This window comes from Streptomyces sp. AB3(2024), assembly GCF_041862025.1.
GTDB lineage: Bacteria > Actinomycetota > Actinomycetes > Streptomycetales > Streptomycetaceae > Streptomyces.
Genome location: NZ_JBGWAB010000051.1, coordinates 19,422 through 41,349, shown reverse-complemented (window position 1 = coordinate 41,349; position 21,928 = coordinate 19,422). Strand labels below are relative to the sequence as shown.

Below are 21,928 nucleotides of genomic sequence, written 5' to 3'. Positions count from 1 at the left end.
TCGGTGGTCAGTGCGGGGGTGTCATCGGCTTTCGGGGGTGCGTAATGTGGCGGAAACCACCAATGGCGATACTGGGCGGGCCCGACTGTGCGCCCCCCCTGTCCTTCGGGGCGGTGGTGCACGGATCGTCTGAACTGCGAGGATGAAGGCATGGACAAGCAGCAGGAATTCGTCCTCCGGACGCTGGAGGAGCGGGACATCCGCTTCGTGCGCCTGTGGTTCACCGACGTGCTCGGCTTCCTCAAGTCCGTCGCCGTCGCCCCGGCCGAGCTGGAGCAGGCCTTCGACGAGGGCATCGGCTTCGACGGCTCGGCGATCGAGGGCTTCGCCCGGGTCTACGAATCCGACATGATCGCCAAGCCGGACCCGAGCACATTCCAGATACTGCCGTGGCGCGCCGAGGCCCCCGGGACCGCCCGGATGTTCTGCGACATCCTGATGCCGGACGGATCCCCGTCCTTCGCGGACCCGCGCTTCGTCCTCAAGCGCATCCTGGCCAGGACCTCCGACCTGGGCTTCACCTTCTACACCCACCCGGAGATCGAGTTCTTCCTGCTGAAGGACAAGCCGCTGGACGGCTCCCGCCCGGTGCCGGCGGACAACTCCGGCTACTTCGACCACACTCCGCAGAACGTCGGCATGGACTTCCGCCGCCAGGCGATCACCATGCTCGAATCCATGGGCATCTCGGTCGAGTTCAGCCACCACGAGGGCGCCCCCGGCCAGCAGGAGATCGACCTCCGCTACGCGGACGCGCTCTCCACCGCCGACAACATCATGACGTTCCGCCTGGTCATGAAGCAGGTCGCCCTCGAACAGGGCGTCCAGGCCACCTTCATGCCCAAGCCCTTCTCGGAGTACCCGGGCTCGGGCATGCACACCCACCTGTCCCTCTTCGAGGGCGACCGCAACGCGTTCTACGAGTCGGGTGCGGAGTACCAGCTCTCCAAGGTCGGCCGCTCCTTCATCGCGGGCCTGCTCAAGCACGCGGCGGAGACGGCCGCGGTCACCAACCAGTGGGTCAACTCCTACAAGCGCATCTGGGGCGGCTCCTCCCGCACCGCCGGCTCCGGCGGCGAGGCCCCCTCGTACATCTGCTGGGGCCACAACAACCGCTCGGCACTGATTCGGGTCCCGATGTACAAGCCGGGCAAGACGGGTTCCTCCCGGGTCGAGGTCCGCTCGATTGACTCGGGCGCCAACCCGTACCTCACCTACGCGGTCCTCCTAGCGGCGGGCCTCAAGGGCATCGAGGAGGGCTACGAACTCCCGGCGGGCGCCGACGACGACGTCTGGGCCCTCTCCGACGCCGAACGCCGCGCGATGGGCATCGAACCCCTCCCGCAGAACCTCGGCGAGGCCATTTCCCTGATGGAACGCAGCGAACTGGTCGCCGAGACCCTCGGCGAACACGTCTTCGACTTCTTCCTGCGCAACAAGAAGCAGGAGTGGGAGGAGTACCGCTCGGAGGTCACCGCCTTCGAACTCCGCAAGAACCTGCCCGTCCTGTAGGGCCCCGCTCCACCTCTCCGGGCCGCCGGTCGTCGCCCGGCGGCCCGGAGGCGTGTTCGGGGTGAGTGGGTCAGGGCTTCGCGCAGGTGAAGGTGACCTGGTCGCTGCGGGCCGTGAGGTTCGCGGACGGGACGTGGAGGGTGACGAAGCCGCTCTGGGGGTCGCCGTTCACCGTCGGCGGGAGGTCGACCGCCTTGAAGAGGGAGACGCTCTGGATGCCGGGGTCGAAGTGGGCCTTGCCCGTTTCGATGGGGTCCGAGCTGGAGGCGAAGGTCCAGAAGTAGGGGACGTCGCCCTTGCCCGTGCCGCTGATCTTGCCGTCGAACTCGGCCTTGTTCGGCTTGGAGCAGTCGACCGCGGTGCCCGACTTGCTGAGCGTGGTGACCGAGACCTGGGTGACCTGCACCTTGCCCTGTTTGCCGCCGCCGTGGTCCTGCTTCTGCCGGGGCGGGGTCAGGCAGCCGATGCGGTTGCCTTGGCCGGACCCGGAGCCGGTCTCCTTGAAGCTGACGCTGTACCTGCCGTAGCGGGCGTTGTCCTGCTGGAGGGAACCCTCGGCGCCGATCTGGATGGGCCGGCTGGTGCGCGGGCCGTTGATGGTGACGGACTGGTTCGGCGCGAAGCCCTCCAGGACGAGCGTGTACGAGGTGTCCCCGCCCTCCCCGGTCGCGACCAGTTCGCAGGACGCGGCGGCGGGCGGGGCCGCCGCCGGGGCGGCGAAGGCGGGGGTGACGGCCGAGGAGGCCAGGAGCGGGGCGGCCAGGAACGTGAGGAGGTGGTGCCGGTTCATCGTGCTGCCCTCCGTGCGGAGAAGCCCCCGATGCTCCCTTCAGGATATCGGCGGGCAGGATCGGCGCACCCGCCCGCCGGCAGGTCAGGACGGTGAGGCCGGGGCGACGGCCGGATGCCAGGTCGCGGGGGGTGCGGTCGGGCGGGTCGTCGCGGTGTGGAGCAGGGCGTCCAGGCCCAGGACGGCGGTCGTGGTGGTGCCGGCGGGGCCGAGGAGCGCCGTGGGGGCGCCCGCGTACAGCATCCGGGACTCGGTCCAGGCGGGCGGTCCGCCGAGGGCCGCGGTGGCGACCGTACCGGTGTCGGCGCGGCCGGTCAGGACGCGGCCCGCGGCGGCGACCGCCCCGTAGCCGGCCCGGCCGCCCGATTCGCCGAGGCCCGTGACCTGGGGGGCGCCCGGACCGGCCGTGACCAGGGCGGTCCGTACCACCCCGGAGTCGGGGCGGCGGAAGTAGAGGCGGACGCCCGCGCCGTCGCGGGCCGCCGACAGGGGCACGGTGGTGGCGGGCAGGGCGGTGGGGTGGGGCCCGGTGAGCGGGGCTCCGGGGGAGGGCTGGGTCCAGGCGAGGACCGACTTGGTGGTGGTGGCGTAGACGTGGCGCCGACCGGCCGCGTCGGTGAGGGTCACGGGGTCGCTCTGCAGGTCCTCGCCGCCCAGCTGCTCCCAGTCGCCGAAGGCGCCCGACGGCTGCTGGACCCGGGCGCGCAGGGTGCGGCGGGTGTCGCGGAGGTAGACGGTGAGGCGGCCGCCGGCGTCGGCGACGGCCGCGGGGGCGCTGATGGCGGAGGTGCCGGGCTCGTCTCCCGGCTCGGGGGTGCCGAGTGACTGCCAGGGACCGAAGGGGCCGTCGGGCGCGGACTGGACGGCGTAGACGACCTCGCGCCGGTAGTCGGCCGGCCGGGGTCCGAGGGTGGTGCGGGTGGCGAGGACGGCGACGCGGCCGTCCGGGAGGCGGGCGGCGGCGGCCCCGGGGTCGATGCCGGTGCCCGGCAGCAGCGCGGGCCCGGTCCAGGTCCCGGCCGGGTCCCGGGACCAGAGCGCCATCCGGCCGTCGAGCGCGGCGAAGGCCCACAGGCGGCCCGGGGTGCCCTCGACGAGCCAGGAGGTGGTGTCGGCGCGGGCGTAGCGCAGCGACTGGGCCCAGTTGCGGCCGGTGGGGCTGCCCGCCACCTTGCGGTCCCCGCACCCCGAGGGGCTGCCGCAGTAGTCGGTGCGGTCCTGCCAGGCGTACGTCTTCAGGAAGCCGATCTTGGTTTCGGCGGTCTGCGGGTCCAGGGCGTGGGGGAGGGTGCCGTTGTGGTAGCCGAGGTAGTTCTGGACGGTGAAGCGCGGCCGGTCCGTGACGCGTTCGGCGTAGGCGGCCGTGGCCGCCTGCACGAAGCGGGCGCCGTACATGTGGTCCTGGTGGTCGGTGTACTTGCCGGTGTCCGCGTACCGGTTCGGGGTGGGGTCCTGCATGCGTATCGTCGTCGGCCGGTACCGCTCCAGGATCCCGGCTATCGAGTCGACGACCTGGTCCCTGGTGTACGTGAACGACTGCCGGACCGGGGTGCCGGTGGTGAGCTGGGCGCCGAGCGCCGGTATCCGGCCGTTCCACAGGCCGCGCAGGCTGTCGGGGTTGTCGCCGGCCGGGCTGCGGGCCTCGCGCAGCTGCAGCCAGACGAGGTTGACGCGGGGCCGGGCGACGAGGACGTCCAGTTCCGCCTGTCCGCCGCCCGCGGTCGGTATGACCGTACGGGTCCACGCGCTCGTGCGGTCCCCGGTGGCCATCTGGGCGTACGCCGAGCGGATGCCGTTCTGCCGGGCCTCCGCGTAGCGCGCGCGGTCGGCGGGCTGTTCGGGGTCCCTGGCCTCGCCGCCGTGCGCCTCGTTGCGGCCGTCGGCCTCGCCGGAGGTGAGGTAGACGGTGGTGAGCGGGAGGCCGGCGAGCAGGGACCGGCTGAGGTCGGGGTTCATGAAGAACAGGTCGTCGTCGGGGTGCGCGACGATCTGGACCACCGTGCCGGAGGTGGTGCTGGCGGGGAGGACCGGGGCCCGGCCGGGCCGGTCGTTCTGGGTGGCCTCGGCCGAGGTCTGCCGGCCGGTCGCGATGGAGAGCGCGCCGGAGGCGCCCACGGTGAGCATGGGCACCACGGCCGCGAGGAGGAAGCGGCGGCGGGATACGGGCATCGGTCACGCCTCGAGGTCGTTCCGGACGGGCAGGAAGAACCGCTGTGCAGTCAGTGAGAGGCCAAAACGGGGGAGTTGGTTCACCGATTTCACCGATGACGCGTGCTTTCCGGAAATGACCGGTTGTGATGGTGCGCGGTGCCGGTGCGCGCAAGTGCCCGGATCGTGGACGTGGTTGGCGGGCCCGGAACGCAAACAACACCCCTGAGTGGGGTGTTGGAGGCGATATGCGGCTTATGTGGCGCCAGGTGTCTCCCCGGGCGATTCCCTACGGGGCCGTGCTGCGCGGGCCCACCGGCTGCCACGGCGCCAGGTACGCGTCGGCCTCGTCCGCCGACGAGGTGACGTAGAGGCGCGCGTCGAGCCCGACCACCGCCAGGCTGACCATGTTCTTCCCGGTCATCGTGCTGGACGGCGCGCCGGCGAACATCAGCGGCGAGCGCTGCCACGGCTGTCCGATGCCCACGTCCGAGCCGAGGCGCCCGCCCGCCGTGCGGCCGGCCAGCACGTGCCCGCTCGCCGTCACCGAACCGAAGCCCTGGAGCCCGCCGAGGTCGGTGAGGTTGTTCACCTTCAGGCCGCCTTCGCCCGTCATCAGGGCGGTGCGGACGTTGCCGGACCCGGGCTTGCGGAACCACAGCCGTACCCCGCCCTCGCGCGCCTCGGCCGTCAGCGGGAGCGTGGTGTCGGGCAGTCCGGTGTGGGTGGCCGGGCCGAGCGGTGCGCCCGGTTCCGGCTGCGCCCAGCCGATCACCGTCTTGGTGGTGGCGGCGAACACCATCCGGCGCCCGGCCCCGTCGGTCGCGGTGGCCGGGGTGCCGTGCAGGTCGCTCCCGCCGTGGTCCTCCCACGGGCCCCAGCTCCCGTCGGCCCGCTGGACGCGGCCCCGCAGACCGGAGGCGCCGTCGCGGACGTAGACGGCCGCGAGTCCGGTGCCGTCGACGGACACGGCGGGGGCACTGATGTCGGAGGTCCAGGTGTCGTCGGCGGCCTCGGGGGTGCCGAGGGACTGCCATTCCCCGAACTCCTCGGAGCCGGGGTCCCGCTGGACGGCGTAGACGACCTCGCGCCGGTAGTCGGCGGGCCGGGGGCCGAAGGTGGTGCGGGCGCCGAAGGCGGCTATCCGGCCGTCCGGCAGGGTGACGGTGGAGATCCCCTGGTCCATGCCGGTGCCCGGGAGCAGGCGGGGGCCGCTCCAGCTGCCGATCAGGCCGGTGCGGTGCCAGAGGGCGACCTGGCCGTCGAGCACCTTGAAGGCCCACAGGCCGTGGTCCCGGTCGGAGGTCAGCCAGGAGGTGCTGGTGTCGCGGGCGTAGTTGATGGAGTCCGTCCAGCGGTTGCCGGAGGGGTGGTCGGCGACCTTGAGGTCACCGCAGCCTGCCTCGCTGCCGCAGTGGTTCTGCCGGTCGAGCCAGGCGTAGGTGTCCAGGATGTCCAGCTTCTCCTTGGCCTCGCCGGGGTCCAGGGCGATGGGCAGGGAGCTGTTGAAGTAGCCGACGTAGTTCTGCACGGCGAAGTGCGGGCGGTCCGTGACCTCCCGCGCGTAGGCCTCGGCGGCCATCTGTACGAACCGGGCGCCGTAGAAGTGGTCCTGGTGGTCGGTGTACCGCTTGGTGTCGGGGAAACGGCCGGGGGTCGGGTCCTGCATCCGGATCGTAGTGGGCCGGTAGGTCTCCAGGACGCCCTCGATCGTCCGGACGACCTGCTCCTTCGTGTACGTGAACCGCTGCTTGACCGGGGTGCCGGAGGCGAGCATCGACTCCAGGTGCGCAACCCTGCCGTCCCACAGGCCGTGGAGGCTGTCGGGGGCGTCGCCGTATACGTTGCCCGCCTCGCGCATCTGCAGCCAGACGAGGCTGACCTCGGGCTTGGCCTCCAGGAGGTCGACCTCGGCGTGGCCGCCGCCCTTGGTCGCCACGACGGTGCGCTTCCAGGGGCTGCTGCGGTCGCCGGTGGCCATCTTGGCGTAGGCGGCGCGGATGCCGTTCTGCCGGGCCTCGGCGTAGGCGGGCTTGTTGGGCACGGTGGAGGCCTGCTTGGCGGCGCCCGCGTTGATGCCGTCGGCCTCGCCGGAGGTGAGGTAGACGGAGGTCACGGGGTGGCCGGCGGCTATGGAGTACCGCAGGTCCGGGTTCATGAAGTACAGGTCGTCGTCGGGGTGCGCGACGATCTGCAGCACCCGGCCCGGGTCGGGGCTGCCGGCCGTGGTGGCGGTGGTCAGCCGGGAGTCGGCGCCGGTGGGCGCGTCGAGCGCGGCGTAGGCCTCGTTGCCGCGGAGCGCGAGCATGCCGACGGCCGCGGCGGCCGCGCAGGCGGCCACGGCCTTGACGATCCGGGCCCGGTGGAGTGCGGGGTGCGCGGGCCGGTGGTGGGCGGGCCGCCCGGAGAGGTGCGGGTACGCGGACGGGCCCGGCCCGGTGGCCTGACGGGGGACCCCGGGACGGCCGGAACCGCCGTGGGGTCCGTTCGCGTCGGAGGGTGCGGTGGTCGGTTCCGGTTCGCGGCGCGGTGCCGTCGCGGTCGAGGGCGACTGGGGGACGGGCACGGCGGGCCGGCGCGGGGCCGGGACGGAAGGCGGCGTCGGGGCGGAGAACGGACGTCCTTCGGACATGGAGCTCCTCGCAACCGGTCGGACGGGGACCGGGCCCCTGACGCATAGATCTAAAAGTAACCAGAAAATCTGATAATCCGCCTCATGATATTCGCCACGACACGCCGGTGAGTCGAACGCTGCTCCGGCTAGGCTCGCCCCAGGCCGGCCACCACCACCGGCAGCGCCGGCCGACCACCGGCGGCGACGCACTCGGGAGGCGGCGGGATGACAGTCCCGGGACGCAGGAGCAGCACCTTCATCCGACTGCTGCGCAGCGGGTTCACCGACCCGTCCGCCGCGGCCCGGCTCCTCGACGCCGACGCGCTGGCCGCCGTACGCACCGACCCGGTGCTCCTCGACGCCCTCGGCGCCACCGCCGACCCCGACCTCGCCCTCCTCGGCCTCGTCCGGCTCGCCGAGGCCCAGCCGGCCGAGCAGCTGCCCGTGCTCCTCGACACCCTGGTCAGCGCCAAACCCCTGCGCGACCGCCTCCTCGGCGTCCTCGGCGCCTCCGAGGCCCTCGCCGACCACCTCGCCCGCCACCCCCGCGACTGGCAGGCCCTGGTCACCTACGAGGCCGCCGACCTGCACCCCGGCCTCGCCGAGTTCGAGCAGGGCCTCGCCGACGCCCACGACCCCGTCGCGCTGCGCGTCGCCTACCGCCGCTGCCTCCTGTCCATCGCCGCCCGCGACGTCTGCGGCACCACCGATGTCGCCCAGGCCGCCGCCGAACTCGCCGACCTCGCCACCGCCACCCTCCGCGCCGCCCTGCGCATCGCCACGGCCGCCGCCCCCGAGGACGCGCGCCAGTGCCGGCTCGCCGTCATCGCCATGGGCAAGTGCGGCGGCAACGAACTCAACTACGTCTCCGACGTCGACGTGATCTTCGTCGGGGAGGCCGCCGACGGCACCGACGAGGGCAAGGGCATCCAGGCCGCCACCCGCCTCGCCTCCCACCTCATGCGGATCTGCTCCGAGACCACCGTCGAGGGCACCATCTGGCCCGTCGACGCCAACCTCCGCCCCGAGGGCCGCAACGGCCCCCTGGTCCGCACCCTCTCCTCACACCTCGCCTACTATCAGCGCTGGGCCAAGACCTGGGAGTTCCAGGCCCTGCTCAAGGCCCGCGCCGTCGCCGGCGACGAGGCGCTCGGCGCCGAGTACATCGCGGCCATAACGCCCCTGGTCTGGCAGGCCGCCGAACGCGAGAACTTCGTCGCCGACGTCCAGAAGATGCGCCGCCGCGTCGTCGACAACATCCCGGCCGCCCAGATCGACCGGGAGCTCAAACTCGGACCCGGCGGGCTGCGCGACGTCGAGTTCGCCGTCCAGCTGCTCCAGCTCGTGCACGGCCGCAGCGACGCCACCCTGCGCTCCGGCACCACCCTCGACGCCCTCCACGCCCTGGCCGCCGGCGGCTACGTCGGCCGCGCCGACGCCGCCCAGCTCAACGACGCGTACCGCTTCCTGCGCTCCATGGAACACCGCATCCAGCTCTACCGGCTGCGCCGCACCCACCTCGTCCCCGAGGACGAGGCCGACCTGCGCCGCCTCGGCCGCTCCCTCGGCCTGCGCACCGAACCCGTCGCCGAACTCAACAAGGCCTGGCGCCGGCACGCCTCCGCCGTCCGCCGCCTCCACGAGAAGCTCTTCTACCGGCCCCTGCTCGACGCCGTCGCCCAGCTCGCCCCCGGCGAGACCAGGCTCTCCCCCCGCGCCGCCGGCCAGCGCCTCGAAGCCCTCGGCTACGCCGACCCGGCCTCCGCCCTGCGCCACCTCGAAGCCCTCGCCTCCGGCGTCAGCCGCAAGGCCGCGATCCAGCGCACCCTGCTGCCCGTCATGCTCGGCTGGTTCGCCGACTCCGCCGACCCGGACGCCGGGCTGCTCAACTTCCGCAAGGTCTCCGACGCCCTCGGCAAGACCCCCTGGTACCTGCGCCTGCTGCGCGACGAGGGCGCCGCCGCCGAGAACCTGGCCCGCGTACTGTCCGCCGGACGCCTCGCCCCCGACCTCCTCATGCGCGCCCCCGAGGCCGTCGCCCTGCTCGGCGACGCCGGAGGCCTGGAACCGCGGACCCACGAGGCCCTCGAACAGGAGGTGCTCGCCGCCGTCGGCCGTGCCGAAAGCGGCGAGGCCGCCGTCACCGCCACCCGCGGGGTCCGCCGCCGCGAACTCTTCCGCACCACCGCCGCCGACATCATCGCCTCCTACGGCACCGAGGACAGCCCCGCCGAGGAAAACCCCGGAGCCCTCGTCGACCGGGTCGGCGACGCCGTCTCCGACCTCACCGCCGCCACCGTCGCCGGCGCCCTGCGCGCCGCCGTCCGCGACCACTGGGGCGAGACCCTCCCCACCCGCTTCGCCATCATCGGCGTCGGCCGCTTCGGCGGACACGAACTCGGCTACGGCTCCGACGCCGACGTCCTGTTCGTCCACGAACCCCGCGAGGGCGTCGACGAACAGGAAGCCGCCAAGGCCGCCCAGACCGTCATCGCCGAGATGCGCCGCCTCCTGCAGCTCCCCACCGCGGACCCGCCGCTGCTCATCGACGCCGACCTGCGCCCCGAGGGCCGCTCCGGCCCCCTCGTGCGCACCCTGTCCTCTTACGCGGCCTACTACCGCCGCTGGTCCATGACCTGGGAGAGCCAGGCCCTGCTGCGCGCCGAGCCGGTCGCGGGCGACGACGACCTCGGCCGCCGCTTCATCGAGCTGATCGACCCCCTGCGCTACCCCGTCGAGGGCCTCGGCGAGGATGCCGTGCGCGAGATCCGCCGGCTCAAGGCCCGGATGGAATCGGAACGGCTGCCGCGCGGAGCCGACCCGACCCTGCACACCAAACTCGGCCGCGGCGGCCTCAGCGACGTCGAGTGGACCGTCCAGCTGATCCAGATGCGGCACGCCTGGGCCGAACCGGGCCTGCGCACCACCCGCACCCGCCAGGCCCTGGCCGCCGCCCACGCCGCCGGGCTGATCCCGACCGAGGAGGCGCAGGTCCTCGACGAGGCCTGGGTGCTCGCCACCCGGGTCCGCAACGCCGTCATGCTGGTCCGCGGCCGGGCCGGGGACACCTTCCCCGCCGACGCCCGCGAACTGGCGGCGGTCGGCCGCTACCTCGGCTACCCGGAGGGCAGGGTCGGCGAGATGCTCGACGACTACCGCCGCACCACGCGGCGCGCCCGCGCGGTGGTGGACGAGCTCTTCTACGGGGCGTAGTGCCCCAGCTGTCGATCTTCAGGGGCTAATGCACCGGAGGATAGTAGGGCTCGGGCTGCGGCTGGTTCTGACAGGAGTTGGCGTTCCATTCGCGTTGATAGGACCTGTCGTATCCGATCTTGTAGCCGCGGTCCCGGGCGCGCTGCGCATCGTCGGGATTGGGCCACCACAACGGGTAGTTCTTCTGGAGGCACTGCCGGCCGTCGTTCGCCCCACTGGCTTCGCCCTGCCTCAGCCCCTGGCAGTAGGATATGGAGTTCTGATTCGTGGAAAGACGTCCCGTGCCGTAGTCCCAGACCGTGCCGTCCAGTCTGCAGAGTGCCGTGTTCGGCACGATGGAGACCTGGCCGGTCGGGGATTCCGCTGCGACAGCGCCCGGCGCGAGGCAAAGCGGGGCCGAGAGCGCAAGTCCTGCCAAGGCAAGCAGTGGCGAGTAACGCATGACTCTCCTCCATCACGTCCTTTGGCGCGCCTCCACATCCAGTTCACTCCTGCGGGTGGGGCCCCGCCACTCGGCTTGACGCAGGATTCGGCCCGAGTCGTGCCCAGCCGGGCGCGGGGGCCACGCGTCGGCTCTGCCACGGTCCTGCCCCCCTGTGGGAGCGCGCGCACCCGCGGGCACCGGGGCCACGGTCCGAACTCCGGCCCCGGCCACGGAATATCCGCCATGTCCGCGGTCTGGGCTCAGCCGTCGGCGAGCAGGGTGCGCGCGTGCGCCAGCAGGGCCGCCAGGGCCAGGTCGAAGGCCGTGTCCGCGCGGTGCGGGCCGCCCGCCGTCAGGGCCGAGGCCAGCAGGGGGGTCCGCGCGGACGGTTCCCACATGGCCTCGGGGGCCGCCAGGTCCAGGGCGGAGCCCAGGATCAGGTTCTCCAGCCCCGTCAGCAGCGGCATCACCCGCTCCTCGGGGAACCCGGCCGCCCGCAGCAGCGCCACGGCCCGTTCGTACTGCGCGAGCACCTTCGGGGCCCGCACCGGCGTGGTCATCAGCAGCGGGATCGCCCGCGGATAGGCGGCGAAGGCGGCCCGGTACGAGCGGGCCCACCGCTCCAGGGCCCGGTCCCACGGCTCCAGCTCCAGGGCCGCGTCGTCGATGGAGGCGCACACCCGTTCCCGTATCAACTCCACCACCCCGGCCCGGCCGTCCACGTGGTGATACAGCGAAGCCGTCTGTACCCCCAGTGCCCGTGCCACCTGCGGGACGCTGAACTCACCCTGCTCCGCGACCAGTTGGAGGGCGGTAGTAGCGATCCGCTCCCGGTCGAGCAGGGGGGTGCGCGGCCGTGCCATCGATTCTCTCCAGCCGTGAGGTCTTCCCGTACGCCAAAAACGGAGGCTACATTGCCGCGAACCGAAAGCCTTTAGGTTTCCAGTTCCCCGCCGCCTGCCGTTCGCAGAAGGATGCCCCCGCATGCCCGAAACGCCAGAGCCACCGGCCGCCGGAGCCCCGGCCGCCGCCCCCGCCGCTTCCGCCCCCGCCCTCCGCGGCGCCGCGCTCGGCACCGCCGACATCTCCTTCTTCGTCGTCTCGGCCGCCGCCCCCCTCACCGTCATGGCCGGCGTCGCCCCCGTCGCCATCCTCCTCGGTGGCATCGGAGCCCCCGCCGGCTACCTCCTCGCCGGCCTCACCCTCGCCGTCTTCGCCGTCGGCTTCACCACCATGAGCCGCCACGTCACCAGCGGCGGCGCCTTCTACGCGTACATCGCCCGCGGCCTCGGCAAGCACGTCGGCATCGGCGCCGCCCTGCTCGCCCTCGTCGGCTACAACGGCATGGAGATCGGCGTCTACGGCCTCCTCGGCACCACCACCGCCGACACCGGCCACGCCCTCGCCGGCCTCGACGTCCCCTGGCTGCCCGTCTCCCTCGCCGGCCTGCTCCTCATCTGGTACGGCGGCTTCCGCTCCATCGACTTCGGCGCCAAGCTCCTCGGCGTCCTGCTCGTCGCCGAGACCGGGATACTCGTCCTCCTCGCGGCGGGCGTCCTCATCAAGGGCGGCGCCCACGGCCTCTCCCTCGGTTCCTTCGCCCCCGGCGCCGTCCTCGTCCCCGGCACCGCCGCAGTCCTGGCCTTCGCCTTCGCCGCCTTCACCGGCTTCGAATCCACCGTCATCTACCGCCGCGAGGCCCGCGACCCCGACCGCACCGTCCCCCGCGCCACCTACATCGCCGTCGCCTTCCTCGGCCTCTTCTACGCCTTCGTCGTCTGGACCGTCATCCAGGCCTACGGAGCCGAGGAGGTCGTGGGCGCCGCCACCCAGGACCCCGGCGGCCTCTTCTTCACCGCCATCACCACCTACGTCGGCCCGTGGGCGGCCGACCTGATGCACCTCTTCATCGTCACCAGCGTCATCGCCTCCCTCCTCGCCTTCCACAACGCCATCAACCGCTACGTGCTCGCCCTCGCCGAGGAGGGCGTCCTGCCCGCCGCCCTCGGCCGCGTCCACCCCCGCCACCGCTCCCCGTACCTCGCCGGCGCCGCCCAGACCCTCCTCGGCGCGGTGGTCGTCCTCGGGTTCGCCCTCGCCGGGGCCGACCCGTACCAGCAGCTCCTCCTGTGGGTGAACACCCCCGGCATGATCGGACTCATGGCGCTGATGCTGCTGGCCGCCATCGCCGTTCCCGTCTACTTCCGCCGCACCGCCCACTCCGAGGGCCCCTGGCGGACCGTGGTCGCGCCCGTCACCGCCGCCGTCCTGCTGGCAGTCGCGATCTGCCTCGTCATCTCCAAGGTCGACCTCTTCACGATGGCCTCCACCACCGTCAACACCGTCCTCGTGGCCCTCGTCCCGGCCGTCTTCCTCGCCGGAACCGCCCTCGCCGGGCGCCTGCGCACCCGCCGTCCCGACGTCTACGCCCGCTTCGCCGAAGACCCCGAACCCCTTGAAGGAGCAGAGCCGTGCCCGCTGCCGACACCGTCCTCACCGGAGCCCGCGTCCGTACCCTCGACCCCGCCCGCCCCGAGGCCGGCGCGGTAGCCCTCGGCGGCGGACACGTCCTCGCCGTCGGCCACGAGAGCGACGTACGCGACTGGCGCGGACCCGGCACCCGGGTGATCGACCTCGGCGGCGCCACCCTCACCCCCGGCCTCACCGACGCCCACAGCCACCCCGTCTGGGGCATCGAGATGTCCACCGGCGCCGACCTCACCGCCGTCCGCGACCTCGACCAGCTCCGCGCCGCCCTGCGCGCGGCCCCCCGCACCGGCGGCTGGGTCCTCGGCTGGGGCCTAGACCACAACGCCTTCGGCGGCCGGCCCGTCCACCGGGACCTGATCGAGGACTCCCTCGGCGGAGCCCCCGCCTTCCTGCGCCTCTACGACGGCCACTCCGCCCTCGCCAACGGCCCGGCCCTCGCCGCCGCGGGGATCACCGGCCCCCGCGCCTTCGCCCAGCGCTCCGAGATCGTCTGCGACGCCGGCGGAGCACCCACCGGACACCTCGTCGAGCACGCCGCGATGTCCCTCGTCGGAGCCCTCGCCCCCAAACCCCGGCCCGCCGAGCGCCGCGCCCGCCTCCTCGCACTGCTTTCCGACATGGCGGCCACCGGCCTCACCGGCGCCCACGTCATGGACCTCGGCGACGGGGACGTACCGGCCCTGCTCGCCACCGTCGAGTACGAGGGCCACCTCCCGCTGCGGCTGCGCCCGGCCCCCTGGTGCATGCCCGGGGCGGACGACGACACCCTCGCGGAACTGATCGCCCTCCAGGGCCGGGGCGGACGCCACTGGCGGGTCGGCGGGGTCAAGTTCTTCATGGACGGCACCGTCGAGGGCGGTACCGCCTGGCTCGGGCACGCCGACTGCCACGGGCAGGGCACCGAGGCCTTCTGGCCCGACCCCGACGCCTACTCCCGGGCCGTACGGGTCCTCGACGCGGCCGGGGTGGGCACCGCCACCCACGCCATCGGCGACGCGGCCGTCCGCCACGTCCTGGACACGGTCGCCTCCCTGGGGCCCCGGGCGCGCATGCGGCACCGGATCGAGCACATCGAGACGGTCCCCGACGACCAGCTGGGGCGGTTCGCCGAGATCGGGGTGATCGCCTCCATGCAGCCCCCGCACACCGCCTACACCCGGGCCGACCACACCGACGAGTGGTCGAAGCGGCTCGGTGACGAACGCGCCGGACGGGCCTGGCGCTGCCGGGACCTGCGCGACGCGGGAGCCGTCCTGGCCCTCGGCTCGGACTGGCCCATCGCCCACCACGACGCCCGCCAGGTCCTCGCCACGGCCCTGCGCCCCCAAGGCGCGGCCTCCGGCGGACGGGCCCTGACCGGGCTGATGGCCCTGGAGGGGATGACCTCGCACGCGGCGCTCGCGGCCGGAGAGCAGGCGGTGGCGGGCAGGATCGCGCCCGGTCTGCGCGCGGACCTGACGGCCTTCACCGTCGACCCGGTCACGGCGGGCCCGGACGAGCTGGCGCAGGCCCCGATCCGGCTGACCGTGTCGGGCGGCCGGATCACCCACGGCGAGCCCTGAGGCCGTGACCGTACCTAGCGGCGGAAGCGGTTCAGCAGCGCCGCCGAGGCGGGGTGCGGGCCGCTGTGCACCGGCTGGCGCGGCAGCCGGTGCGGCAGCGAGCCGTACCAGATCCGCGCGACGGTGAACCCGAAGGCCAGGCACATCATCCCGCCGACGGCGTCGAGCCAGAAGTGGTTGGCGGTGGCCACGATGACGACGAGGGTCGCGGCCGGATACAGCAGGCCCAGGATCCGGGCCCACGGCGCGGTCGCCACCGCGAAGATCGTCAGTCCGCACCAGAGCGACCACCCTATGTGCATGGACGGCATCGCGGCGTACTGGTTGGACATGTGCTTGAGGTTCCCCGAGGCCATCGAACCCCAGGTGTGGTGGACCAGCACGGTGTCCACGAACTGCTGCCCGTTCATCAGCCGGGGCGGCGCGAGCGGGTAGAAGTAGTAGCCGACCAGGGCGACGCCCGTGGTGGCGAACAGCACGAGCCGGGTGGCCGCGTAACGCCCGGGATGAAAACGGTAGATCCACACCAGCACGCCGATGGTCACGACGAAGTGGAGCGTGGCGTAGTAGTAGTTCATCCCCACGATCAGCCACGTCACGGAGTTCACCGCGTGGTTGATCGAATGCTCGACGGCGATCCCCAGACCGCGCTCGACGCTCCAGATCCAGTCGGCGTTCGCGAGGGCGGCGGCCTTCTGCTCCGGTACGGCGTTGCGGATCAGCGAGTAGGTCCAGTAGCTGACCGCGATCAGCAGGACCTCGAACCAGATGCGCGGCCGTCGCGGCAGGCGCAGCCGTGCGAGGAGGGTGCGCTCGGATTCCCGGCGGACCTCGCTCTCGCTCACGATGGGCGACGAGACGTCCGTCCGGGTTTCCAGTGTCTTCACGCTCGCTTCACCCATGGGGAGAGAGTCTGCCAGATGCGTCCTCGCCTCCGATCATCCCTCCGGACGGTCTTCGGCGCCCGTACTCAGCCCTGCGGACTACCCGCGGACCCGGGGCCCCTAGGGCCTGCGGCGCTGCCCCGGCCCGGAGGCCGTGGATCCGCGGACCACCAGTTCCGGGAGGAAGACGAACTCGCTGTGCGGGGCCGGCGTACCGCCGATCTCCTCCAGCAGCGTGCGCACGGCGGCCTGCCCCATGGCCAGCACGGGCTGGCGGATCGTGGTCAGCGGCGGATCCGTGAACGCTATGAGCGGGGAGTCGTCGAAGCCGACCACCGACACGTCCCGCGGGACCGCGAGGCCCTGCTGCCGGGCGGCCCGGATCGCCCCGAGCGCCATCATGTCGCTGGCGCAGACGACGGCCGTGCAGCCCCGCGCGATGAGCGCGGACGCGGCGGCCTGCCCGCCCTCCAGCGTGTACAGGGAGTGCTGGATCAGCTCCTCGACCTCGGCCTCGTCGAGCCCGAGCCGCTCGCGCATGCCGAGCCGGAAGCCCTCGATCTTGCGCAGCACCGGCACGAACCGCTTGGGCCCGACGGCCAGGCCGATCCGGGTGTGCCCGAGCGCGGTCAGGTGGGTCACCGCGAGCTGCATCGCCGCCCGGTCGTCCGGGGAGACGAACGGCGCCCGCACCTTGTCGGAGAAGCCGTTGATGAGGACGTACGGGACGCCCTGGGCGCGGAGTTGGTCGTAGCGGCCCATGTCGGCGGTGGTGTCGGCGTGCAGCCCGGAGACGAAGATGATGCCGGAGACCCCGCGGTCCACCAGCATCTCGGTCAGTTCGTCCTCGGTGGATCCGCCGGGCGTCTGCGTGGCCAGCACCGGCGTGTACCCCTGCCGGGTCAGCGCCTGTCCGATGACCTGCGCGAGCGCCGGGAAGATGGGGTTGTCCAGCTCGGGGGTTATCAGCCCGACCAGCCCCGCGCTGCGCTGGCGCAGCCGGACGGGCCGCTCGTAGCCGAGTACGTCGAGCGCGGCCAGCACGGACTCGCGGGTGCCTGCGGCCACACCGGGCTTGCCGTTGAGCACGCGGCTGACTGTGGCTTCGCTGACCCCCGCCTGGGCTGCGATGTCGGCTAGCCGTGCGGTCACGGGATGGGACTGTACCGGTCCCGGGCTCACAACGCCCACCACGTGCAGGAATCCGGCGGGAGCGCAACCGTGCGGCCGTCCGTCTCCACCGGTGAGCTGGAGAGGACGGGGCGGCCGGGGGAGGGGATCTCCAGCGCGGACGGGCGGGTGTTGAGGGTGCAGGCGAAGCCGGGGCGGGTGAAGAGGAGGACGCCCGCGGGGGAAGGGAGCCAGGTCAGGGGGCCCGCGTCCGGGGAGCCGAGGCCGGGCAGGGCCCGGCGCAGCTCCAGCGCGGCCCGGTACAGCTCCAGCGTGGAGTGCGGGTCGCCGGTCTGCGCGGCCACGCTCAGCCCCGCCCAGTCGGCCGGCTGCGGGAGCCAGCTGCCGCCCGGCCCGAAGTCGTACGGCGGACACGGCCCGGACCAGGGCAGCGGGATCCGGCAGCCGTCGCGCAGGCCCTCCTGCCCGGCGGAGCGGCGGAAGGCCGGGTCCCGGCGGACCTCGTCGGGCAGGTCGGTGACCTCGGGCAGGCCCAGCTCCTCGCCCTGGTAGACGTACGCCGACCCGGGCAGGGCCAGCATCAGCAGCGCCGCCGCCCGCGCGCGGGCGAGGCCCCGGGCGCCGCCGCCGTAGCGGGTCACGTGCCGCACCACGTCGTGGTTGGACAGCACCCACGTCGTCGGCGCCCCGACCGAGGCGGTGGCGGCGAGGGACTCGTCGATGACGACGCGCATCCGCTCCGGGTCCCAGGGGCAGTTGAGGAAGCGGAAGTTGAAGGCCTGGTGCAGCTCGTCGGGGCGGACGTACAGGGCGAGCCGCTCCGAGGTGGGCGCCCAGGCCTCGGCGACGCCGATCCGCTGGCCCCCGTAGGAGTCGAGCAGGCGGCGCCAGGAGCGGTGGATGGCGTGGACGCCATCCTGGTCGAAGAAGGGGAGGGGCTCGGTGCCGATCAGGGTCGCCTGGGCGCCGCGGCCGATGTCGGGCAGGCCGGGGGCCTTGACCATGCCGTGGGCGACGTCGACGCGGAAGCCGTCCACCCCCAGGTCCAGCCAGAACCGCAGGACGGAGGCGAACTCCGCCACCACCTCGGGGTGGTCCCAGTCGAGGTCGGGCTGCTCGGGGGCGAACAGGTGCAGGTACCAGGAGCCGTCCGGGACGCGGGTCCAGGCGGGGCCCCCGAAGACGGACTCCCAGTCGTTGGGCGGCAGCGCGCCGTCGGCGCCCCGGCCGGGGCGGAAGAGGTAGCGGGCGCGGGCGCCCGGCACGTCGGCGAGGGCGTCCAGGAACCATGGGTGGCGCTCGGAGGTGTGGTTCGGGACCAGGTCGACGATGACCCGCAGGCCCAGCTCGTGCGCGGCCCGTACGAGGTCGTCGGCGTCGGCGAGGTCCCCGAAGAGGGGGTCGACGGTCCGGTAGTCGGCGACGTCGTAGCCGCCGTCCGCCTGCGGGGAGACGTAGAAGGGGGTCAGCCACACCGCGTCCACGCCGAGCCGGGCCAGGTGGGGGAGCCGCTCGCGCACCCCGCGCAGGTCTCCGTCGCCGTCGCCGTCGCTGTCGGCGAAGGAGCGCACGTACACCTGATAGATGACGGCATCGCGCCACCAGCCGCGGCTCGCCGTCGGGTTGCTGGAAGCGCTTGCAAGCGAGAGGGCCGTCAACTCGTGGGTCATATCGGGGTCAACGCGGGTACGCGCCCCCTGGTTGCGGGCCCGTGGAATCGAAGCGGGTTCGAACTGAAAGCAAGCTGCGGCAACCGTAGGGACACACGGATGTAACGATCAGCTCGTCTTGCAGAAATTTGCCGCAAGGTCTTTCGGTCGGCTTTCAGGCTTGTTACGTTCTCGGCAACTCGGGACCGCGAGGGCGCGGCCGGGATCATCGAAGGAGTTCATATGCGGCGTGGCATAGCGGCCACCGCGCTGGTCGCGACCCTGGCGCTCGCGGCGACGGCTTGCGGCGGTGACACCAAGGGCGACGGTGGCGACACGAAGGCCGGCGGCGAGCTCTCCGGCACCGTCACCTGGTGGGACACCTCGAACGACGCCGAGAAGGCGAGCTTCCAGAAGATCGCCGAGGGCTTCACGGCGAAGCACCCCAAGGTGACCGTCAAGTACGTCAACGTGCCCTACGGCGACGCCCAGAACAAGGTCAAGAACGCCTTCAGCAGCGGTTCCCAGGCCCCTGACGTGATCCGCGCCGACGTCGGCTGGGTCGCCGACTTCGCCTCGCTCGGCTACCTCGACGAGGTCCCGGCCGACACCGCGAAGAAGGTCGACGCCGAGTTCCTGGCGCAGGCCGCCGCCAGCGGCAAGTTCGAGGGCAAGACCTACGCCGTCCCGCAGGTCATCGACACCCTCGGCCTCTTCTACAACAAGAAGATGCTCGCCGACGCCGGCGTCCAGCCCCCCAAGACCCTGGAGGAGCTGAAGACCGCCGCCGCCGCGATCAAGGCCAAGACCGGCAAGACCGGCCTCTACCTGCGCGGGGACGACTCCTACTGGTTCCTGCCCTTCATCTACGGCGAGGGCGGCGACCTGGTCGACGCCAAGTCCAAGACGGTCACCGTCGACAACGCCGCGGGCGTCAAGGCCTTCAAGGCCGCCCGCGACCTGGTCACCTCGGGCGCGGCGGTCACCAACGCCACCGACGGCTGGACCAACATGCAGACCGCCTTCAAGTCCGGGGAGGTCGCCATGATGATCAACGGCCCCTGGGCCGTCGCCGACAGCTACGCCGGCGACCAGTTCAAGGACAAGGCCAACCTCGGCGTCGCCCCCGTCCCCGCGGGCTCCGCCAAGGCCGGCGCCCCGCAGGGCGGCCACGACCTCGCCGTCTACGCCGGCTCCAAGAACACCGCCGCCGCGCACGCCTTCGTCGAGTACATGACCTCGCAGGAGGTGCAGGTGCAGTCCGCCAAGGACCTGAGCCTGCTGCCGACGCGCACCGCCGCCTACGAGCAGCCCGACGTCAAGGCCAGCGAGATGGTCCAGTTCTTCAAGCCCGCCGTGGACAAGGCCGTCGAGCGCGCCTGGATCCCGGAGAACGGCTCCCTCTTCGAGCCGCTGAAGGTCGAGTACACCAAGGCGGTCACCGGGGCCTCCAGCCCCGAGGACGCGGCCAAGGCGGCCGGCGTCGAGTTCCGCAAGATCCTCAAGGCCTGGAAGTAGCGAGGACGATGGCTACCGACACCAGCCGGTCGGTGGCGAAGGCCGCGGGCGCGGACGCCGGGGAGAACTCCGGCGCCGCCCGCGGCCCCAGCCGCGCGACCGCCAACGGAAATCCCCGGCCCGGCCGCGGCCTCGGCCGCGCCCTCGCCACGCACTGGTACGCCTGGGCCATGGTCGCCCCGGTGGTGCTCGTCCTCGGCGTGATCATCGGGTGGCCGCTCGTCCGGGGCGTCTACCTGTCGCTCACCGACGCCAACGAGCGCAACGTCTCCCGCACCATCGGCGTCCGCCACATCGAGGCGACGTACGAGTTCGTCGGGCTCGACAACTACACGGCCGTGCTCGGTGACCCGGTCTTCTGGCAGCGGCTGGTGTGGACGGTGCTGTGGACCGTCGCCTGCGTCTCCATCACCTTCGTCCTGGGCCTCGCCCTGGCCACCATGCTCAACCGGCAGTTCCGGGGCCGTGCCGCCTACCGGATGGCCCTCATCCTGCCCTGGGCCGTCCCCGGCTTCGTCTCCGTCTTCGCCTGGCGGTTCCTCTTCAACCGCGACAACGGCATCCTCAACAAGGTCCTCGACGGCGGCGGCATCTCCGCCGTGCCCTGGCTCGACGACCCGACCTGGGCCAAGTTCTCCGTCATCGCCGTCAACGTCTGGCTCGGCGTCCCCTTCATGATGGTCGCCCTGCTCGGCGGCCTGCAGTCGATCCCCGGCGAGCTCTACGAAGCCGCCGAGATGGACGGGGCGCGGCCGTGGCAGCGGTTCCGGCACATCACGCTGCCCGGACTGCGCGCCGTCAGCATGACCGTGATCCTGCTCTCCACCATCTGGACCTTCAACATGTTCCCGGTGATCTTCCTGCTGACGCGGGGCGGCCCCGGCGACTCCACCGAGATCCTGGTGACCCAGGCCTTCCGCGAGGCCTTCATCGCGAGCCCCCGCGACTTCGCCGGCTCCGCGACCTGGGGCGTCCTCATCCTCGCCCTGCTCATGATCTTCGCGCTGGTCTACCGGCGCTCGCTGCGCAAGCAGGGAGAGGTGTGGTGACCGTGACCACCGCCGAACAGACCGCCCGCGAGAAGACCGGCCGCGAGAGGACCGCCCGCGACGCGGGCGCCCGCGAGAAGACCGCCCGCGCCCGCGGCAGCCGCTCCCCGCTCGCCTCCGTCGGCCTGCACGCCACGCTCCTCGTCGCGTCCGTCGTCGCCGTGTTCCCGGTGCTGTGGATCCTGCTGACCTCGCTCAAGCCCGCGAAGTACGCGATCACCACGGACTTCGTGAAGGAACCCAACCTCGGCAACTACCGCTACCTGCTGGAGGACAGCCACTTCCTGGCCTGGTTCGGCAACTCCGTCCTGGTCGCCGGCGTCACCACCGTCCTCGGCGTGTTCATCGCCGCCACCACCGGATACGCCGTCAGCCGCTTCAAGTTCCCCGGCATGAAGCCCCTGATGTGGACCCTGCTCATCACGCAGATGTTCCCGATGGCCATCCTCATCGTCCCGCTCTACAACCTCATGGGCGACCTCGGGCTGCTCAACCAGCCCCTCGGCCTGATCATCACCTACCTCACCATCGCCGTGCCGTTCTGCGCGTGGATGATGAAGGGCTTCTTCGACACCATCCCGGTCGAGATCGACGAATCCGGCCGCGTCGACGGACTCAACCCCTTCGGCACCTTCTGGCGCCTGATCCTGCCGCTCGCCAAGCCCGGCCTCGCCGTCACCGGCTTCTACGCCTTCATCACGGCCTGGGGCGAGGTCGCCTACGCCTCCGCCTTCATGGTCGGCGAGGAGAACCTCACCCTCGCCGGCGGACTGCAGACCTTCGTCACCCAGTACACCTCCAACTGGGGTGCCATGAGCGCGGCCTCCGTGCTCATCGCCATCCCGGCGGCGATCTTCTTCCTCTTCGCCCAGCGCCACCTCGTCGCCGGGATGACAGCGGGCGCGACCAAGGGCTGACCACCCTCGCCCGCCCCCGCATCACCG

15 protein-coding genes are annotated in these 21,928 nt (G+C 72.5%); 7 read left to right on the top strand and 8 right to left on the bottom strand.

Annotation, left to right across the window (positions count from 1 at the left end; genetic code table 11):
- Positions 1-150 precede the first annotated feature (150 nt).
- A complete protein-coding gene (gene glnA, locus ACEPPI_RS20830; RefSeq protein WP_373916749.1) occupies positions 151-1,512 on the top strand; it encodes a type I glutamate--ammonia ligase in 1,362 nt (453 codons plus the stop codon).
- A gap of 70 nt (positions 1,513-1,582) precedes the next feature.
- Here the strand turns inward: glnA and ACEPPI_RS20825 are convergent, their stop codons facing one another.
- From ACEPPI_RS20825 to ACEPPI_RS20815, 3 genes are all read right to left on the bottom strand, one after another.
- Positions 1,583-2,302: a hypothetical protein gene (locus ACEPPI_RS20825; RefSeq protein WP_373916748.1), complete on the bottom strand. Its 720-nt coding sequence runs from the start codon at positions 2,300-2,302 to the stop codon at positions 1,583-1,585.
- Positions 2,303-2,386: 84 nt separating this feature from the next.
- Positions 2,387-4,471: a PIG-L family deacetylase gene (locus tag ACEPPI_RS20820; RefSeq protein ID WP_373916747.1), complete on the bottom strand. Its 2,085-nt coding sequence runs from the start codon at positions 4,469-4,471 to the stop codon at positions 2,387-2,389.
- A 268-nt stretch (positions 4,472-4,739) separates the two neighbouring features.
- A complete protein-coding gene (locus tag ACEPPI_RS20815) occupies positions 4,740-7,082 on the bottom strand; it encodes a PIG-L family deacetylase (protein ID WP_373916746.1) in 2,343 nt (780 codons plus the stop codon).
- A 207-nt stretch (positions 7,083-7,289) separates the two neighbouring features.
- Between ACEPPI_RS20815 and ACEPPI_RS20810 the strand changes: the two genes are divergently transcribed.
- Complete coding sequence (locus tag ACEPPI_RS20810) at positions 7,290-10,277, top strand: bifunctional [glutamine synthetase] adenylyltransferase/[glutamine synthetase]-adenylyl-L-tyrosine phosphorylase (RefSeq protein ID WP_373916745.1); 2,988 nt, start codon at positions 7,290-7,292, stop codon at positions 10,275-10,277.
- Positions 10,278-10,302: 25 nt separating this feature from the next.
- Here ACEPPI_RS20810 and ACEPPI_RS20805 read toward each other — a convergent pair whose 3' ends face one another.
- A complete protein-coding gene (locus tag ACEPPI_RS20805) occupies positions 10,303-10,719 on the bottom strand; it encodes a hypothetical protein (RefSeq protein WP_373916744.1) in 417 nt (138 codons plus the stop codon).
- Positions 10,720-10,961: 242 nt separating this feature from the next.
- A complete protein-coding gene (locus ACEPPI_RS20800) occupies positions 10,962-11,564 on the bottom strand; it encodes a TetR/AcrR family transcriptional regulator (protein ID WP_373916743.1) in 603 nt (200 codons plus the stop codon).
- Between the two features lie 121 nt (positions 11,565-11,685).
- Here ACEPPI_RS20800 and ACEPPI_RS20795 point away from each other — a divergent pair, with 121 nt between their 5' ends.
- Together ACEPPI_RS20795 and ACEPPI_RS20790 are read left to right on the top strand one after the other, a co-directional pair.
- Positions 11,686-13,251, top strand: coding sequence for an APC family permease (locus tag ACEPPI_RS20795; RefSeq protein ID WP_373916742.1), 1,566 nt, complete (start codon positions 11,686-11,688; stop codon positions 13,249-13,251).
- Entirely contained in the window at positions 13,173-14,753 is a 1,581-nt protein-coding gene (locus ACEPPI_RS20790) for an amidohydrolase (RefSeq protein ID WP_373916741.1), read from the top strand. The genes ACEPPI_RS20795 and ACEPPI_RS20790 overlap by 79 nt, the downstream gene beginning before the upstream one ends.
- A 14-nt stretch (positions 14,754-14,767) precedes the next feature.
- Here the strand turns inward: ACEPPI_RS20790 and ACEPPI_RS20785 are convergent, their stop codons facing one another.
- The 3 genes from ACEPPI_RS20785 to ACEPPI_RS20775 form a co-directional block, all read right to left on the bottom strand.
- A complete protein-coding gene (locus tag ACEPPI_RS20785; protein WP_373916740.1) occupies positions 14,768-15,655 on the bottom strand; it encodes a phosphatase PAP2 family protein in 888 nt (295 codons plus the stop codon).
- Positions 15,656-15,757: 102 nt separating this feature from the next.
- The gene (locus ACEPPI_RS20780; protein WP_373916739.1) at positions 15,758-16,789 is read right to left on the bottom strand and encodes a LacI family DNA-binding transcriptional regulator; all 1,032 of its coding nucleotides are present in this window, start codon (positions 16,787-16,789) and stop codon (positions 15,758-15,760) included.
- Positions 16,790-16,815: 26 nt separating this feature from the next.
- Positions 16,816-18,438, bottom strand: coding sequence for a glycoside hydrolase family 13 protein (locus ACEPPI_RS20775; protein ID WP_373916738.1), 1,623 nt, complete (start codon positions 18,436-18,438; stop codon positions 16,816-16,818).
- Between the two features lie 222 nt (positions 18,439-18,660).
- Between ACEPPI_RS20775 and ACEPPI_RS20770 the strand changes: the two genes are divergently transcribed.
- From ACEPPI_RS20770 to ACEPPI_RS20760, 3 genes are all read left to right on the top strand, one after another.
- Entirely contained in the window at positions 18,661-19,935 is a 1,275-nt protein-coding gene (locus ACEPPI_RS20770; RefSeq protein WP_373916737.1) for an extracellular solute-binding protein, read from the top strand.
- Positions 19,936-19,943: 8 nt separating this feature from the next.
- Entirely contained in the window at positions 19,944-20,984 is a 1,041-nt protein-coding gene (locus tag ACEPPI_RS20765; RefSeq protein WP_373916736.1) for a carbohydrate ABC transporter permease, read from the top strand.
- 125 nt (positions 20,985-21,109) lie between these two features.
- Complete coding sequence (locus tag ACEPPI_RS20760) at positions 21,110-21,901, top strand: sugar ABC transporter permease (RefSeq protein ID WP_373916758.1); 792 nt, start codon at positions 21,110-21,112, stop codon at positions 21,899-21,901.
- Positions 21,902-21,928 lie beyond the last annotated feature (27 nt).

What these genes read in the sequence shown, in the direction of transcription:
- glnA (WP_373916749.1), top strand. Translation starts at nt 151, where the DNA reads ATGGACAAGCAGCAGGAATTCGTCCTCCGGACGCTGGAGGAGCGGGAC.
- ACEPPI_RS20825 (WP_373916748.1), bottom strand. Translation starts at nt 2,302, where the DNA reads ATGAACCGGCACCACCTCCTCACGTTCCTGGCCGCCCCGCTCCTGGCC.
- ACEPPI_RS20820 (WP_373916747.1), bottom strand. Translation starts at nt 4,471, where the DNA reads ATGCCCGTATCCCGCCGCCGCTTCCTCCTCGCGGCCGTGGTGCCCATG.
- ACEPPI_RS20815 (WP_373916746.1), bottom strand. Translation starts at nt 7,082, where the DNA reads ATGTCCGAAGGACGTCCGTTCTCCGCCCCGACGCCGCCTTCCGTCCCG.
- ACEPPI_RS20810 (WP_373916745.1), top strand. Translation starts at nt 7,290, where the DNA reads ATGACAGTCCCGGGACGCAGGAGCAGCACCTTCATCCGACTGCTGCGC.
- ACEPPI_RS20805 (WP_373916744.1), bottom strand. Translation starts at nt 10,719, where the DNA reads ATGCGTTACTCGCCACTGCTTGCCTTGGCAGGACTTGCGCTCTCGGCC.
- ACEPPI_RS20800 (WP_373916743.1), bottom strand. Translation starts at nt 11,564, where the DNA reads ATGGCACGGCCGCGCACCCCCCTGCTCGACCGGGAGCGGATCGCTACT.
- ACEPPI_RS20795 (WP_373916742.1), top strand. Translation starts at nt 11,686, where the DNA reads ATGCCCGAAACGCCAGAGCCACCGGCCGCCGGAGCCCCGGCCGCCGCC.
- ACEPPI_RS20785 (WP_373916740.1), bottom strand. Translation starts at nt 15,655, where the DNA reads ATGGGTGAAGCGAGCGTGAAGACACTGGAAACCCGGACGGACGTCTCG.
- ACEPPI_RS20775 (WP_373916738.1), bottom strand. Translation starts at nt 18,438, where the DNA reads ATGACCCACGAGTTGACGGCCCTCTCGCTTGCAAGCGCTTCCAGCAAC.
- ACEPPI_RS20770 (WP_373916737.1), top strand. Translation starts at nt 18,661, where the DNA reads ATGCGGCGTGGCATAGCGGCCACCGCGCTGGTCGCGACCCTGGCGCTC.
- ACEPPI_RS20765 (WP_373916736.1), top strand. Translation starts at nt 19,944, where the DNA reads ATGGCTACCGACACCAGCCGGTCGGTGGCGAAGGCCGCGGGCGCGGAC.